Origin of the sequence: Ferrimonas aestuarii, assembly GCF_005116665.1 — a bacterium.
In the GTDB taxonomy this organism is placed as follows: domain Bacteria; phylum Pseudomonadota; class Gammaproteobacteria; order Enterobacterales; family Shewanellaceae; genus Ferrimonas; species Ferrimonas aestuarii.
Window position 1 is genome coordinate 18,122 of sequence record NZ_SWCJ01000023.1, and the last position, 15,334, is coordinate 33,455.

Consider the following 15,334-nt stretch of genomic DNA (forward strand, 5'->3'; position numbering starts at 1 on the left):
TAAAGTTCGGTATCTCAACTTGAGTAAACCCGAGCAAAAATCTACAAAACTCTGAGCAGCTTTGTTCAATCTGTTGGCGTCGCCGTTCACTAATCTACCTTCATCGACACAACACAGAGCGGCAGCACACACCATGAGAAAAACAGTTCTACTATCCACCCTAGCATTCGCTTCTTCATTCGCCTTTGCAGACGAGGTAACCAGCATGACTCAGATTGAAAACGGACAAAAACAGGCCATTGAACTGCATACCTCTGTTGGGGAGTTGGCGGCAAACCTTTACTTGCCTGAAGGGGTAGATAACCCTGCCGTGGTGGTGGTTACAGGGGCGTGGACAACGGTCAAAGAGCAGATGCCAGCCACCTACGCCGAGGCCTTGGTTAAGCAGGGCTATGCTGCGGTGACTTTTGATTTTCGTGGTTGGGGTGAGTCCAAAGATGCGATTCAATATTTAGAAGATCCGAGCCGTAAAGCAGAGGACATCAATGCGGTTATCGATGCGGTATCTCAACTTGATGGCATTAACGCTGACAAAATAGCAGGGCTTGGGATCTGCGCATCCTCCGGTTACATGCTGGATGCTGCCACCGCTAATGCCCAGCTTAAAGCCGTAGCCTTGGTTGCACCTTGGCTTCATAACCCTGAGATGGCTACAGCGATCTATGGTGGTGAAGAGAATGCAGCCGCCTTGCTGGCAAGCGCCAAGGCCGCCGCAAACAGCGAACAACCGGTATTTATCGAGGCAGCCAGTACGACCAATGCCGAATCATTGATGTATCAGGCGCCTTATTATACCGAAACTGACCGAGGCCTGATCCCTGAGTACGACAATCTCTATAACGTGGCATCATGGACCGGCTGGTTAAACTACGATGCATTGGCAAGTGCGCAAAACCTAGAGAAGCCGGTGATGATGGTGGCATCTGAAGCGATGGCTCTGCCGGGCGGTGCTCATGCTTATCTGGAACAATCTGGCGACAACATACAGGCAGTGTGACTTGATGGCGTGTCTCAGTTTGATTTCTATGACCAGCCAAAAGCAGTATCTGATTCCGTTGAAATCGTAACTCGTTTCTTTGGCGAGGCCCTATAAGGAGCGACCTATGAACCGGATGATTAAAGGCGTATTAGCAGTGGCGTTATCGGTATGTGCCCTAAGCGCACAATCGAAAGATTCCACCACAATGTCATTAGACGAAGCGCAGATCCGCAGCAACATTCAGGGGTTTGCCACTCTCGCCGACCAAGGGGCGTTCGAATACCTTGGCCGCTTGTTGGCGCCAGAGTTGGTGGTGGACTACTCCTCTCTGTTTGGTGGGCAAGCGGCTACAGTGACTAATGCCGCACTGATGAAACAGTGGGCGGCATTTCTACCGGGTTTTGATGCCACCTTTCATCAGTTGACGGATTTGCGTGTGGTCATTGAGGGTGACAATGCGCTGGCCACGGTGAGCTTTACCGCCAGGCATTACCTTAATCATAAGCAAGGGGTCGATGGCGAAACCGGCTTTTGGTCTGTATTTGGTGAGTATGAGTTTGGCCTTAATCGCTTCGAAGATAACTGGGTGATTAACTCAGTAACGCTGAAGCGACAAGGAGAGAGGGGCAATCGGGGTGTGCTTGAACTGGCCCCACGACACGCTGAGCATAATTTGCAGCAACGAGGGGCAAAGCGAGTGGAGTTTCACTAGCTTTACCGTTATCGCTTCGGCTTTGGCCGGAGCGATTGTCTCCATTTGAAAGAGAATCACCACATGAGAGCACTACTTTTCATCTTCTTGGCCACGGTATTGATGCCGCTGACGGCCCTGTCAAGGCCGTTGCCGCCAACTTCAGCTCAGCAGCACAGCATTGACCGCTTCTTCGAGCAGTATCAATTAATTGAAGCTAAGGGCTTTGAGGCCTTTGCCAAAGCACGTTCGACCCTCCTCAGTGAGCAAATCCAGACCTTAGTGGTGGTAGATGGCATTGAGCGTTATCAGGGTATCAAAGGCCACATTGACTCAATTTCCGATTGGGCCAAGCAGTTTCAAACTGGAACCGATTTTCAGTATCGAGTGATTGGTGTGCTGGCGGATGGCCGAGTCAAAGTCGCTTTGGATGGCACGCTGACTCAAACGTACGGCGACAAGGTTCGGACTCTGTCGCCACAGCAGCATCGCTGGACCGAGTATTTCACCTTCGATGACCAAGGTCGGATTGCCACCCTAGAGGTGGTGATGAATCTGCTCAGTCACAATTACGACCAAAGCGCGCGAGCGAATTTCAGCCCTAACGACGTGGCCAGTTTTATCTACCAGTGGTTTGCCGGATTCGATCATCAACGGGAAGTGGGCTATTTCCTAGAGCGAATCGCATCTCCGGTCGATATGCACTATCCCGATGCGCCGCTTCGCTCTCAAGCTGACTTTTTAGCTTGGTATAAAGAGGTGACCGACAACATCGTGTTTAACTCTCACGAGCTTACCGAGCTTGAGATTGAGCCGGTTTCAACCACACGTTGGTTCGTAAGCTTTAATGTGCGCTGGCAGGCTCGTGCCGCTAATGGTGAGCATTATGACGTGGTGGTCAATCAAAGAGTGAATGTCGTTAATCAGCAAGGGCAATTAAAGATCGCAAAGCTTCGGGCTCACGTGGTCAATGCCGAATAAGCAACTTACGCGATAAAAAATGAACGTTGGGGAGCAGTAATGAATCCTAAAGTGGCATTGGTGACCGGAGCTAATCGGGGCTTAGGTCGAGAAACCTGTCGTCAACTGTTAGCAAAAGGCTATCGAGTTATTGTTAGTGCTCGTTCGTTACAAGCGGCTCAGCAAACCGTTGACCAGCTTGATAGTCCGCTTGCTGTGGCGGCCAAGCTGGATGTGACTGGTGTGCAGAGCATCACCAACTTGGTGTTTCAGATCTCTCAGAACTTTGGCGTATTGGATCTGCTTATTAATAATGCAGCCATCCATTACGACACCTGGCAGCATGCGGTGAATGCCGATCTCCCTCAAGTGAGGGAAGCCGCCGAGACCAACTTGTACGGTCCATGGCAGATGGTACAAAGCTTTCTGCCGCTACTAAGACTGAGCAGGGCGGGGCGTATCGTTAACGTCAGTAGCGGTGCTGGAGCGCTATCGAACATGAGTGGTTCGACCCCTGCTTACAGTCTGTCGAAGCTGGCACTAAATGGCTTAACTCAGATGCTGGCGGCAGAACTTAACGAGGACGGCATCTTAGTTAATGCGGTGTGCCCCGGCTGGGTCGCCACCGATATGGGCGGCGCTGGCGGGCGTCCAATAGAAGATGGCGCCAGTGGCATTGTGTGGGCGGCAACCTTACCAGACAGCGGCCCAAGCGGAGGCTTCTTCCGAGATGGAAAACCCATCGCTTGGTGAGTCAAAGCCACAATTAAGAGTTGCTGCCTTTGAGTTGTCGCCTTTGTTGTAGCAACGGACTAAGCAGAATCATAGCGGCACCCAGCAGTGCCAGTGAGTTTGGTATCTCGGAGAACATCACTAGGCCAAGCACAAGGGCATAGAGAATCTTCATATATTCCACATTAGCAACCACATTCGCAGCTGCATAATGGTAGGCACTGACGCCAACCCACTGCGCTAGCGATGAGAGCACGCCTACAGCGACAAGCCAACACCACTGCTCAGGCGTTGGCCACTGCCAAATAGCTATGGAGGGGATCAGCGCCATAACTCCGACCGCAATTGCTTGGTAGCTTAGTATCGCCAGTTTACTTTCGCAGCCGCTGAGTTTTCTTACACATAGCACGGCGATGGCCGCACCTAAGGCACCCAGTAAGCCAACCGCGACGTAGTCGATCTCCTGCGTAGAAAAGTTCGGTTGAATGACCAAACAAACTCCCATAAACCCAGTCAAAAGTACTAACCAACGGGAGTTCGAAACGCCCTCTTTTAACCAAAGACTAGAGAGGGCGGCGACAAAAAGTACTTGAGTGAACCCGATAGCGGTGGCATTGGCTAATGGCAGTTCGGCAAAGGTGAGAAAACCACAGTAGAGGGCGGTAAATGCCCCAGCGATTCTAGCGCTGTGTAGGGCTTTGTATTTGGGCTTAAATAAACTTGATTGTGCTTTTATTATGCCCGGCAGCAGTAGGGCAATGAAGACCAATTGCCGAAACAGCAGGATCTGAATTGGGTCTATGCTTTGGCTTAAGCGCTTCACTATGGTTGCCACTAGAGTAAACAATAGCGTCGACAACAGGGCCAGTAGTACGCCTTTGCGGGTAGGAGCCAATCTAGTTAAAGCCAATGTTAGGGTTTGTTGTAGGGTATGTATTGACGCATTCATGATGATACCTGAGGCTGTAAAAGCGGCAGTATCAAGGTGACACCAATAGTCGGGTCAAGCCCCTTATGGTCATACGGCGCAATAAAAAACCCGAAGCAGAGCTTCGGGCTTTGTCGTCTTTAAGCGGTTGTCGCTTTACGTTAACGATTACTGATCGTTATCTTGGTATGGGCGACCATAGTAGCTGTCTAGCAGCAACTGTTTTAGCTCGCTGATCAGCGGGTAACGAGGGTTCGCACCGGTGCACTGATCATCAAAGGCCTCTTCAGCCACTTCATCCAGTTTCGCCAAGAAGTCCGCTTCGTTAACGCCAGCAGCTTGGATGGACTCAGGGATATCCAAAGTACGCTTAAGCTCTTCCACGTGGGCAATCAGCTTCTCTAGCTTCTCTTCGTCGCTGTTACCACCCAAACGCAGGTGATCGGCAATGGCGGCGTAGCGGCACAGTGCTTGAGGGCGATCGTATTGGCTAAAGGCGGTCTGCTTGGTTGGCAAGTCAGTACCGTTAAAGCGCATCACGTTGGTGATCAGCAGGGCGTTCGCCAAGCCGTGAGGCAGGTGGAACTCAGCGCCAATCTTGTGGGCCATGGAGTGGCAAATACCCAAGAAGGCGTTCGCAAAGGCAATGCCTGCGATGGTAGCCGCATTGTGCACACGCTCTTTAGCAACCGGAGCATCAGCGCCTCCTTGGTAGCTGTCAGGCAGGTGCTTGAACAGCAGATCCAGCGCTTGCAGGGCTTGGCCGTCGGAGTATTCGTTGGCCATGACCGAAACGTAAGCTTCCAGAGCGTGGGTTACCGCATCGATACCACCAAAAGCGGTCAGCGATTTCGGCATGTTCATCACCAAGTTAGCGTCAACGATGGCCATGTTTGGCGTGAGCTCGTAATCGGCAATAGGATACTTGGTGCCAGTTTCTTCATCGGTCACTACCGCAAATGGAGTGACTTCTGAGCCAGTTCCTGAGGTGGTCGGGATGGCAATCAGCTCCGCTTTGGTGCCCATCTTAGGGAAGCGGTAGATACGCTTACGGATGTCCATGAAGCGCAGTGCCAAGTCGGCAAAGTGCACGTCAGGATGTTCGTACATTACCCACATGATCTTAGCTGCATCCATAGGGGAGCCGCCGCCAAGGGCAATAATGACGTCAGGCTTGAAGCTGTGCAGCATCTGCGCGCCTTTCTCGACCACCGCCAGAGTAGGATCCGCTTCCACTTCGTAGAACACTTCCACTTCTAGGCCTTGAGACTTCAAGATGCGGATGGTCTCGTCACAATAACCGTTGTTGAATAGGAAACGGTCGGTGACGATGCAAGCGCGCTTGCGATCGGAGAGCTCTTCAAGGGCGACCGACAGGGCACCGCGGCGGAAGTAGATAGACTTAGGCAGTTTGTGCCACAACATATTCTCGGCTCGCTTAGCAACGGTTTTCTTATTGATAAGGTGCTGTGGACCTACGTTTTCAGAGATGGAGTTGCCGCCCCAAGAGCCGCAGCCCAAGGTCAGCGATGGCGCCAGCTTGAAGTTGTACAGATCACCGATGCCGCCTTGAGAAGCCGGGGTATTGATCAGAATACGGGCGGTCTTCATGCGGTGACCGAAATCGCGAATGCGCTCAGCTTGCAGATCTTGATCTGTATAGAGGCCTGAGGTGTGGCCGATGCCGCCGAGTGCCACAAGGGCTTCTGCCATGGTGGCGGCTTCTTCGTAATCTTTGGCGCGGTACATCGCCAGCGTCGGCGACAGTTTTTCGTGGGCAAAGGGCTCATCGATGGTGACCTTAGTCACTTCGCCAATCAGCACTTTAGTGCGAGCCGGTACCTTAACGCCTGCCATCTCGGCAATTTTGGCTGCAGGCTGACCAACGATGTCGGCGTTTAGGTTGCCGTTGGTTAGCAGTACTTTGCGAACCTTGCTCAGCTCGGTTTTGTTAAGCAGGTAACCGCCGCTCTTAGCAAAACGCTCGCGCATCTCGTCATAGGCGCTATCCACGATGATGACTGATTGCTCAGAAGCACACACTACACCGTTATCGAAGGTTTTAGACATCAGGATAGAGCTGACCGCACGTTTGATGTCGGCGGTTTCATCCACCACGATTGGGGTGTTACCGGCACCAACGCCAATGGCTGGTTTACCTGAGCTGTAAGCGGCCTTAACCATGCCTGGTCCACCGGTGGCCAGAATCAGGTTGATGTCATCGTGACTCATCAGGTGGTTCGATAAGGCTACAGAAGGCGCATCAATCCAGCCGATGATGTCTTTGGGCGCGCCTGCTGCCACCGCAGCATCTAACACCAGCTTCGCAGCCGCGTTGGTGGCCAACTTGGCCCGCGGGTGTGGTGAGAAGATGATGCCATTACGGGTCTTTAAGCTGATTAGCGCTTTAAAGATGGCGGTGGAGGTTGGGTTGGTGGTGGGCACAATGCCGCAGATGATGCCGACGGGCTCGGCAATGGTGATGGTGCCTCCGGTTTCATCCTCTTCAAGGATGCCGCAGGTCTGCTCATCTTTATACTTGTTGTAGATGTATTCAGAAGCGAAGTGGTTTTTGATCACCTTATCTTCCAACACGCCCATGCCGGTCTCTTCCACAGCTTGACGGGCTAGGGGAATTCGGGCATTGGCGGCGGCCAGCGCTGCCGCACGGAAGATGGTGTCTACCTGCTCCTGACTGAAGCTGGCGAACTCTTGTTGTGCTCGCTTAACGCGAGCCACTAGGGCATCCAGCCGGGCAATCTCTTTGTCTGCCATCTAAACTATCCTCAAATTTAAAAACACTTTCCTCTGAATACGGCTCAGTATAGGCATCAATAACGGACTCAGGAAAAGTGTTCTCAATGTGTTTGTAATTAAATTACAAAATAGTCGGCATCGCCGTGATCATGCTCACAACATTGTGTTGTAAAATTGTGATTTCTGACACATTTCAAACATTAGCAAATCTAATGATAGAGGGGTAAAATCGCTTGAAAATTTCATTGTTTGTTTGGCGCCGATTTCCTTAGAGTATGCGCCTAATATGACTTCACTTTTACTTTAGAGATCACAGAGTTGGACTTCTACCTATTACTTCAATTCTTCCTAGGCTTGGTGGCCATTATTAACCCCATTGGGTTGTTACCGGTATTTGTGTCTTTGACCAGTCACCAAACCGAGACTGAGCGACAACAAACCGCTAAGGTTGCAAACCTGTCGGTGGTCATCATTTTGCTGGTCACTCTGGTGGCAGGTCAGCTGATTTTGAATCTGTTTAGCATCTCGATTCCGGCGTTTCGTATTGCTGGCGGGGTGTTGATCATCTTTATCGCGATGTCGATGCTGCAAGGTAAGTTGGGTGAGGTAAAGCACAACAAAGAGGAAGATCGAGAAGCGGCGGCCAAAGATTCGGTGGCGGTGGTGCCACTGGCGTTGCCTTTGATGGCGGGTCCTGGTGCCATTAGCTCCGTGATTGTGTTTGCCTCTCAGCATCGTGATCTACAATCGATGATTGGCATGGGCGTGTGCATTTTGGCGTTCGGCGTTTTAAGCTGGATGATCTTCAAGACGGCCCCGGTGATTTTCAGAGTACTTGGAAAGACCGGCATTAACGTCATTACCCGTATTATGGGTCTGTTGATGATGTCTATCGGTATCGAAGTGATTGCGGCAGGACTGAAAACCCTATTCCCTTCACTGGCCTAAATACCTTCGCAGCCCCCGAATCAGTCTGATGCTCACTCGGCTTCAGGCTGATTGTTAGTGAAAGGAGAGTTCATGATTGTAATCACCGGAGCCAGCAGTGGTCTGGGCGCGGCGTTGGCCCAGCATTATGCAGAGCAGGGCAGACGCCTGTTTCTTACTGGACGCAGCTCTGGCCGTTTGGCCAAGTTGGCCGCCTCTCTCCCGTCTCAAGTTCATTGGCTTGCACTGGACCTCACCCTAGAGGAGCAGGTGGAGTCGCTGTTTAATCAGTTTGGTGAAGTGCCCAGCATGATCATTCACTGTGCAGGCTCTGGGCTGTTTGGCCCTGTGGTTGATCACAGTGAAGCCCAACTAAAACAGTTGCTGGACAACAACGTCGTCTCTGCCGGCCTGATGTTGAAACACACCATAGCTCGGTATCGCACCATGCCATTGCAGTTGGCGATGGTGGTCTCGACGGCGGCTCAGGTGGGTAAAGCCAACGAGGTGTTCTATTGCGGCGCAAAATGGGCGGTTCGGGGAATGGTTGAAGCGGCCAGAGCCGAAATAAAAGCCGATCCGATGCGAATTACCGGCATCTATCCGGGGGGAATGAACACTCAGTTTTGGCAGCAAAGCGACTGTCGTGGCCACGTCGATGCCGCAGGCTTTATGACTGCACAGGAGGTGGCTCGCATGATTGCCAGCGGCCTTGAGCATAGCCAAGTTGGCTATGTGTCAGATCTTACGATCAACCGGGGCTAACTCGCCCCTTCTAACGCTTGCCGTGCGAGTGGGGTGAGCAGCATGATTAGCATTAGGGCGATGCCTGAGAACTGCAGCCAGTGATCTTGGATATCGTCCAACTGCTCCATCCGCTCTCGACCATCAATATTTTTATTGTGCTGGGCAAAATAGTAGCGATAGCCCCAATAGCAGTTACCTGCGATAAGCACAAAAAACACCACAAATAATCGCCATTCCATCAGCGCCTCCCTGTTTGGTGTTGTTGTTTTACGTGGAGTTAGGTTGACGGCTTAACCAAGATATTGAAATAAAACATATTTTATAGATTGGTGCGTTCACTGCCGTCGACTTGCCCCTGTTTTGTTTTAACCCAGTGTGCCCTAGGACTCAATAGTCGGTTGGATTGAGGTCAATTATTGGGAAGAATTTGGTTGGAAAATGAGCGAAATGTGATCGATTTCAAATCACGGTTCGAATTTCTCGACTAAGTTTCATGCCAGTTTTGAATTGTCGCCTAACAAGGAGGTAGGTCGCTTACATATTGAGGTAATCCATGAACACCGAACTCGCTCGATTTGGCCTTTTTAGTGGCCAGTTGCTAACTCAAGCGCTTGCCGTACTTTCAACCCTGAGCAAGCCCTCTGTTGTGGCTCAGTCTTCATTAAAAAAGAACATTCAGCTTTCTCAAATCAAAGCCGAATCCCTCGTACTTCAAAAAGACGCACAGACGTTAGAAGGATTGCAACAAGCCATCGAAACCAGTTTATTGAGCCTGGACGATCTGGACCGATACAGCGGCCTATCCGATGCCGATCACCACGGCATCGAGATGGCGCTGTCTAATATGGTGCTGGTAAATAATCGCGCTCGAGCCTTGCAGCAGCGCATGAATAATGTAGTGCCTTTCCCTAAGCGTTACGCATAACTTGGCGTCTTAGAGCCAATTGTGATGGTCTCGCCGTACCTGCTCAATGGCCGATTGCGCGATGGATTGCGCGTTATCAAGGGGAATTGCCGGAATGGTAACCGAGCCGCTCGCGGTAGAGACTTTGAGGTTGCACAAGTTGTGGCTTCGCATCGCGGGAGATTGAGATAGCTTTACCGATTGCCACTTTTTCACCGGCATGCAGCGCCAGGATCTGGACAGCAACCCTTTTTTAACCCAAAGCCTGTGACCGTTAAACTCATAGCCATAGTGCTTCCAACTGCCCCAGAGAGCCAGCAGTGCCACGATATAGATGACAGGCAGCCCCCAAAGCAGTTCGTCCCACTGCTGATAAGCCGCAATTCCTGCCAAGATTGCCGCAGCTACCGTGATAAAAATCGCCCGTCGCTGTAGCCAAAATCCGGCTATTGGCTGCCATTTTTCTGGCGGCGTCTCGCCCGCCATCAGCAGTTGAATGTCGCCGTGACGGCTTTTTTTGGTGATAAACGGAAGCAGTATGCTGCCGTGCTCCTGACCTTCGGGGCTGTGGCCCTTAACTTGCAGTAATTTTCCCTGCCAGACACCAAACCACCTGGAGAGCACCGACTGAGACAGCTCCAGGCTCTGTACCTTATGGCGGCGCAAGATATCTTGCTGACGAGCGATGACGCCACCGGTGCGCTGTAATCTATCTGCTTCGACCTGAAGCCGGTAGGGGAAGTACTTAAGAATCACCGTAATGCCGGACAACACGCTCAACACCACGTATCCCAGCGCTGCGGCGATGGCGAGTTGTATGCTGAGTGTGATTGGAGAGAGATCCGCTGAAGCATCAAACCAATAGTTGAACCAGCCCCGTTGCTCGACGTACTCCACCAGATTGAGTTGATCCGTTTGACTAAACAACCAGCCAAACACCAGCATCAACCACAACAGATGGTTGAAGAAAAAGCCATGGGCGAACAGCTGGGCTTCAGAGCGGGTAACCGTCGTTGACTCCTGAGGCGTGGCAGGACTTTGTTGCTCGGTTTCTGCGGCATTCTTGGATTGGGTCGTTGGCGACACTTTGGGAACCAGTCGCCGCTTTAAGCGCTGCGCTTTGAAGGGCGTTAAGGCATACAACATCGCCTCTTTGCCTTGACTGCCTGCGGTTTCAATACCCAGGTTCACCAGACCCGTAGGACGCATCAACAGTGGCTGTGCCACTTTGACGTTTTGTATCTTGTCCAATGGGATGGCTTGGGTGGTGCGGAACAATACGCCACTGTGAAGGCGGAAAATCTGGTTACTGCGGTCGAGAACAAAGCGAAAACGCAGCCACTTTAATACGGCGCTAAGGGCAATGAGCCCCGCCAGTGCGTATACACCATAATAGAGCCATTGGGGTTCAATGCGATCGGTAATGTCGCTTAAAAGTAGCGGGATCAAATAGATGGCATTTCTCAGCAGATCGATAATGCTGCGAGCGCCAAAGGAGACCATGGCCCAAGGATGCAGCCGTTGCCAGTTAAGGCTGTTATCCATTTTGATCGCCTATCTGCTGCATCAGGTGTTGCCTTAGCCTTTCACCTTCCCCTTTGGTTAGCCCGTAGATGGTGATTTCAGCCATAGGAGAGCCCGCACTGAATCCCTTTAGGGTGCAGTAATCAAAGTACTTTGCAATTGGCCCTTGAGATAAGGTTACGTGCTGGAGGCGGCTTAGGGGCAAACAGGTGTGGCTGCGCCACCAAACGCCCTCTTTGACTACGATGTCTTGCGGCCGCAAAGCAAAACCCAATGAGCGGCAGTAGGCTCGGCCGTACATCACCACGATGGGAATCAGTAACCAGAGGGGAAGGCCGATGTAGAGCAGGGTGGTGGCTTCGGCGCTGCGGTGAAACAGCATAAACCCAATAACCCCCAACAGAGGCAAAGCGCTGAAAAGTCCATTTTGCCAGCTCATGATCTTGATGTAGCGGTTACTAACGCCTTGATATTGAACCTGCTGCAGCGGGATCCATTGATCCTCTTCAAGAGGAGAGTTCAGTTGATTCAATGAGTTATCTTCCTTTGATCCGATAAAGCTCAAGTTAGCACATCCTAAGTAGGAGATCCTCTGATAGTTACTGGATTTAACTCGTTAGCCGCGCGATTTTTCTACGAGTAAGGGGGGCTTTTTTGATGGCGCTGGACAGTTAGTTTGCGTACCGCCTGCGCGAAGTGCGAAGGCTACGGACTCTACGCCTCCGCCGCCTGATGCTGTGCAGGGCTATGCATTGATGACGAAGCCACGATTTTGTTACGGCCGGAGGCTTTCGCTTGATACATGGCGGCGTCGGCCCGTTCGTATATGGAGGTTAAGCTGTCGGTATCCTTAAAATCCGTAATGCCAATGCTGGCGGTGATGTAACCTGATATGGATGAGTCTGGGTGAGGAATCGCGGCATTGGCGATGGCGCTGTTGATGTCTTTGGCGATCATCAACGCGCGATTTAACGTGTTGGCAGGCATGATGATGGCGAACTCTTCGCCGCCAATTCGAGCCACGGTATCTTTCTCTGGATCACATCTTTTTTCGAGAATATTGGCGATGGCTCTCAAGCATTGATCCCCTGCTGGGTGGCCCATGGAGTCGTTATATTGCTTGAAAAAGTCGATATCGATGATGCCAATTGAGAGAGGCGTTCCGGTGTGTTTGGCATGAGAGATGGCGGCGGTTAACTCGAAATTAAAACCACGGCGATTTTGAATTTTGGTTAATTCATCCAATTGAGAGGTTAACTCGAGGTCTTCAATCGTTCTTATTTTTTCAATGAATTGACTTTCAATATTGGTGATGAATTTTTGAATGGTTGTATAAAACACAATCACAAGAAAAGGGAACTTCAGGGCGCTGACTGCAATATCGAGTGCGCCTATATTGGGCTCAAGGGAAGTCAGATAGATATAAAAGCTTGAGGTTGGAAGTAAACCGCAGGCTAAAACCGCTCGGTTTACGTTCCACCCCATTAACATCACTAAAAATGCGATCAGCAGTACTTTCTGAGCGCTGTCAGTATCGCTCCACGTAATACTGACAAAATGCGCCAGCAGGACGAGACTGGCAGTCAGAGCCAATGCCGTTAAGCACCATGATAGGGTGGTGCCGTCTCGCGCCCTCAGATGGATAAAACCAGCATGGCCTAATAGGGCAATGACGGCGGTGACCATCAGGGTGATGCTGCCCTTAAAAGAGTGGTAGGTAGAATCAACGAGAAAGTAATAACCTACAGTTATGTAGAGAATAAATGCCGTTGCTGATACCCATAGGTATCCATAACAGATCATTTGATGGCGTATTTTTGAAATCGCCGGATCAATGATGTTGTTAACAGCTTGTTTATTCTTGGTCATGTTGGTTAACGTTCCCCTGAATGATATTCTGCCCGTTGTCGATAATATACCCTCTTTTGTGATTGTTGGCGGAGATTTTTAATTTTTCACAGATCTAATTTTTGAGATTGGTTATTCATTAACCAAGATTCGATAAAGTCGAGAAATAGTCTCAGCTTTCGGGTCATCCGTTCTTTATGAGAGTAGACACCGTGAAGGGACATGGTGCCAAAGTCGTAATTTGGCATTAGGTCGATAAGGGTGCCATTGGCCAGCTCTTGCTGCACGTCTACTGCCGCTATTCGGGCAATGCCCAGTCCCGCCAGAATGAAATCTCGCCGCGCTTGGGAGTTGTCGGTGATGATGTCGCCCTTAATCGGCACTTCAATCAGTTCCCCTTGATGACCTACGTTAAGCCGATTTGGGTTGCGAGACATCCGGTGAATGATCCAGTTATGGCTGCTGAGATCGGAGATGCGCTCGGGGGTGCCATAGCGCTCTAGATATTCCGGTGACGCACATAGATGATATGGGCATTTAAGAACCTGCTTGGCAAACAGGTTACTTTCCATCAGGGGGCCAAAACGAAACGCCAAATCGATGTTTTCTGCGACCAGCTCTTGTACCTGATCGGTCATTAGCATCTCAATGTGCAGCTTGGGGTAGCGCTTTTTAAAGGCGATGATGGCTGGCACGATGTGACGAACCCCAAAGTTAGCGGTGCAAGTGACCTTCAGCGTGCCGGAAACTTCCTGCTTGAGTTCCCGCAGTCGCTCCTCCGCTGAGAGCACTTCCGCCTGAATGCGAACGCAGCTTTGAAAATAGTCCCGACCCGCTTCGGTGAGGCTCAAGGTGCGGGTTGAACGATTGAGTAGCTGGACGTCTAACCGACTTTCAAGTTGTTTTACCTGTTGGCTGACTGCGGCTTTAGACAAATTGAGTCGCCGCGCGGCGGCGGTAAAGCTGCCTTGCTGCACAACGGTAGCAAACAGCGTCATGGCGTCTGTGGTTGAGCGCATCGGGAATTGCTCCATTGTTAAGATTTTCTTTACAGTGTTATAGCAAAACTTGGCATTTACAGACAATGGTCACGGAGTACAATGCCAAACATGGAAATTAGGCAACCGACTTGGAGTAGGCCTGTGAACAACTTCGATTATCAAAATCCGACTCGCATTCTTTTTGGTGAAGGCGAGATCGCAAACATCAAAAACGCCATCCCTCAGGGGGCGAAAGTGCTGGTGCTTTATGGCGGTGGCAGCATCAAAGCCAACGGCGTGTATCAGCAGGTGGTTGACGCCCTTGCTGGATTTGAATGGTTGGAACTAAGTGGAATCTCTCCGAACCCGAAATACGATGAGCTGATGCCAGCCGTTGAGCTGATCAAGCGTGAAAATATCGATTTCTTGTTGGCGGTAGGGGGAGGCTCTGTCGCCGATGGCACCAAGTTCATTGCCGCAGCAGCCAAGTTTGAAGGTGATGATCCTTGGGATATCTTGGCTAAGCGCGCTCCAGTGACCGATGCGCTGCCTCTTGGCACCATTTTGACGCTGCCAGCGACCGGCTCTGAAGCCAACGGTAACTCAGTGGTGACCCGCGGCACCGATAAGCTGTCGTTTAACTCGCCTCTGGTTTATCCGGCATTCTCGGTGCTGGATCCAACCACCACCTACACCCTGCCTGCGCGTCAGGTTGCCAATGGCGTTGTGGATGCCTTTGTTCACACCATCGAGCAGTACCTAACTTACCCTGTAAACTCCCCAATCCAGGATCGCTTTGCCGAATCTCTTCTGCTGACCCTGATTGAAGAGGGGCCTAAAGCCATGGCCGATGTGGGTAAGCCTGCAGAGGAACAGAACTACGACGTTCGAGCCAACGTCATGTGGGCGGCGACACTGGCGCTAAACACCTTGATTGGCAAAGGCGTGCCTCAGGACTGGGCGACTCATATGATTGGTCATGAACTGACCGCCACACTGGGGCTGGATCACGCGCAAACCCTGGCGATCATCCTGCCAAGCTTGATGAATGAGCAGCGCGAAGGGAAGCGCGAAAAACTGCTGCAGTTTGGTGAGCGTGTATGGAACATCACCGAAGGCGATGAGAGCACTCGCATCGATGCCACCATTGCTAAGACCCGTGAATTCTTCGAAACCATGCAGGTGAAAACTCGCATCAGTGACTACGGGTTTGGCGCTGAGTCAGTGGATAAGATCATCGACCAGTTAGAGCGTCATGGCATGACCAAATTGGGCGAGCGCGGTGATATCGACATCGCCAAGAGCCGCGCCATCGTTGAAGCCGCGGTTTAATTCAGGCCCTAGAGAAACCGAAAAG

At 51.3% G+C, this 15,334-nt stretch carries 15 protein-coding genes; 8 read left to right on the forward strand and 7 right to left on the reverse strand.

Going from position 1 to position 15,334, the window contains the following annotated elements:
• Positions 1-133: 133 nt before the first annotated feature.
• The 4 genes from FCL42_RS19580 (at position 134) to FCL42_RS19595 (ending at position 3,383) form a co-directional block, all read left to right on the forward strand.
• Positions 134-997, forward strand: coding sequence for an alpha/beta hydrolase (locus tag FCL42_RS19580; RefSeq protein ID WP_229359916.1), 864 nt, complete (start codon positions 134-136; stop codon positions 995-997).
• Between the two features lie 106 nt (positions 998-1,103).
• The gene (locus FCL42_RS19585) at positions 1,104-1,691 is read left to right on the forward strand and encodes a nuclear transport factor 2 family protein (RefSeq protein WP_229359917.1); all 588 of its coding nucleotides are present in this window, start codon (positions 1,104-1,106) and stop codon (positions 1,689-1,691) included.
• 63 nt (positions 1,692-1,754) lie between these two features.
• Entirely contained in the window at positions 1,755-2,651 is an 897-nt protein-coding gene (locus FCL42_RS19590; protein ID WP_136865123.1) for a hypothetical protein, read from the forward strand.
• Between the two features lie 39 nt (positions 2,652-2,690).
• The gene (locus FCL42_RS19595; RefSeq protein ID WP_136865124.1) at positions 2,691-3,383 is read left to right on the forward strand and encodes an SDR family NAD(P)-dependent oxidoreductase; all 693 of its coding nucleotides are present in this window, start codon (positions 2,691-2,693) and stop codon (positions 3,381-3,383) included.
• Between the two features lie 13 nt (positions 3,384-3,396).
• On the opposite strand, the gene FCL42_RS19600 is transcribed toward FCL42_RS19595, so the two are convergent.
• Both FCL42_RS19600 and adhE read right to left on the reverse strand, forming a co-directional pair.
• A complete protein-coding gene (locus FCL42_RS19600; protein ID WP_136865125.1) occupies positions 3,397-4,311 on the reverse strand; it encodes a DMT family transporter in 915 nt (304 codons plus the stop codon).
• Between the two features lie 147 nt (positions 4,312-4,458).
• Positions 4,459-7,065: a bifunctional acetaldehyde-CoA/alcohol dehydrogenase gene (adhE, locus tag FCL42_RS19605; RefSeq protein WP_136865126.1), complete on the reverse strand. Its 2,607-nt coding sequence runs from the start codon at positions 7,063-7,065 to the stop codon at positions 4,459-4,461.
• Between the two features lie 300 nt (positions 7,066-7,365).
• On the opposite strand from adhE, the gene FCL42_RS19610 reads away from it, so the two are divergent.
• Complete coding sequence (locus FCL42_RS19610) at positions 7,366-7,995, forward strand: YchE family NAAT transporter (protein WP_136865127.1); 630 nt, start codon at positions 7,366-7,368, stop codon at positions 7,993-7,995.
• 72 nt (positions 7,996-8,067) lie between these two features.
• Positions 8,068-8,739, forward strand: coding sequence for an SDR family NAD(P)-dependent oxidoreductase (locus FCL42_RS19615; protein WP_136865128.1), 672 nt, complete (start codon positions 8,068-8,070; stop codon positions 8,737-8,739).
• On the opposite strand, the gene FCL42_RS19620 is transcribed toward FCL42_RS19615, so the two are convergent.
• Entirely contained in the window at positions 8,736-8,960 is a 225-nt protein-coding gene (locus tag FCL42_RS19620) for a hypothetical protein (protein WP_136865129.1), read from the reverse strand. The two genes, FCL42_RS19615 and FCL42_RS19620, sit on opposite strands and share 4 nt — an antisense overlap.
• A gap of 314 nt (positions 8,961-9,274) precedes the next feature.
• Here FCL42_RS19620 and FCL42_RS19625 point away from each other — a divergent pair, with 314 nt between their 5' ends.
• On the forward strand, positions 9,275-9,646 hold the full coding sequence (locus tag FCL42_RS19625) for a hypothetical protein (RefSeq protein WP_136865130.1): 372 nt from the start codon (positions 9,275-9,277) through the stop codon (positions 9,644-9,646).
• Positions 9,647-9,655: 9 nt separating this feature from the next.
• On the opposite strand, the gene FCL42_RS19630 is transcribed toward FCL42_RS19625, so the two are convergent.
• The 4 genes from FCL42_RS19630 to FCL42_RS19645 all read right to left on the reverse strand — a co-directional run bounded on the left by FCL42_RS19630 (position 9,656) and on the right by FCL42_RS19645 (position 14,016).
• Positions 9,656-11,170, reverse strand: coding sequence for a PH domain-containing protein (locus FCL42_RS19630; RefSeq protein ID WP_136865131.1), 1,515 nt, complete (start codon positions 11,168-11,170; stop codon positions 9,656-9,658).
• Positions 11,163-11,681 (reverse strand): PH domain-containing protein, encoded by a 519-nt coding sequence (locus FCL42_RS19635; RefSeq protein WP_136865132.1) that lies wholly within the window; start codon positions 11,679-11,681, stop codon positions 11,163-11,165. The genes FCL42_RS19630 and FCL42_RS19635 overlap by 8 nt, the downstream gene beginning before the upstream one ends.
• Positions 11,682-11,863: 182 nt before the next feature.
• Complete coding sequence (locus FCL42_RS19640) at positions 11,864-13,018, reverse strand: GGDEF domain-containing protein (RefSeq protein ID WP_136865133.1); 1,155 nt, start codon at positions 13,016-13,018, stop codon at positions 11,864-11,866.
• Positions 13,019-13,104: 86 nt separating this feature from the next.
• Entirely contained in the window at positions 13,105-14,016 is a 912-nt protein-coding gene (locus FCL42_RS19645) for a LysR family transcriptional regulator (RefSeq protein WP_169308465.1), read from the reverse strand.
• Positions 14,017-14,139: 123 nt separating this feature from the next.
• Here FCL42_RS19645 and FCL42_RS19650 point away from each other — a divergent pair, with 123 nt between their 5' ends.
• Entirely contained in the window at positions 14,140-15,309 is a 1,170-nt protein-coding gene (locus tag FCL42_RS19650; protein WP_136865135.1) for an iron-containing alcohol dehydrogenase, read from the forward strand.
• Positions 15,310-15,334 lie beyond the last annotated feature (25 nt).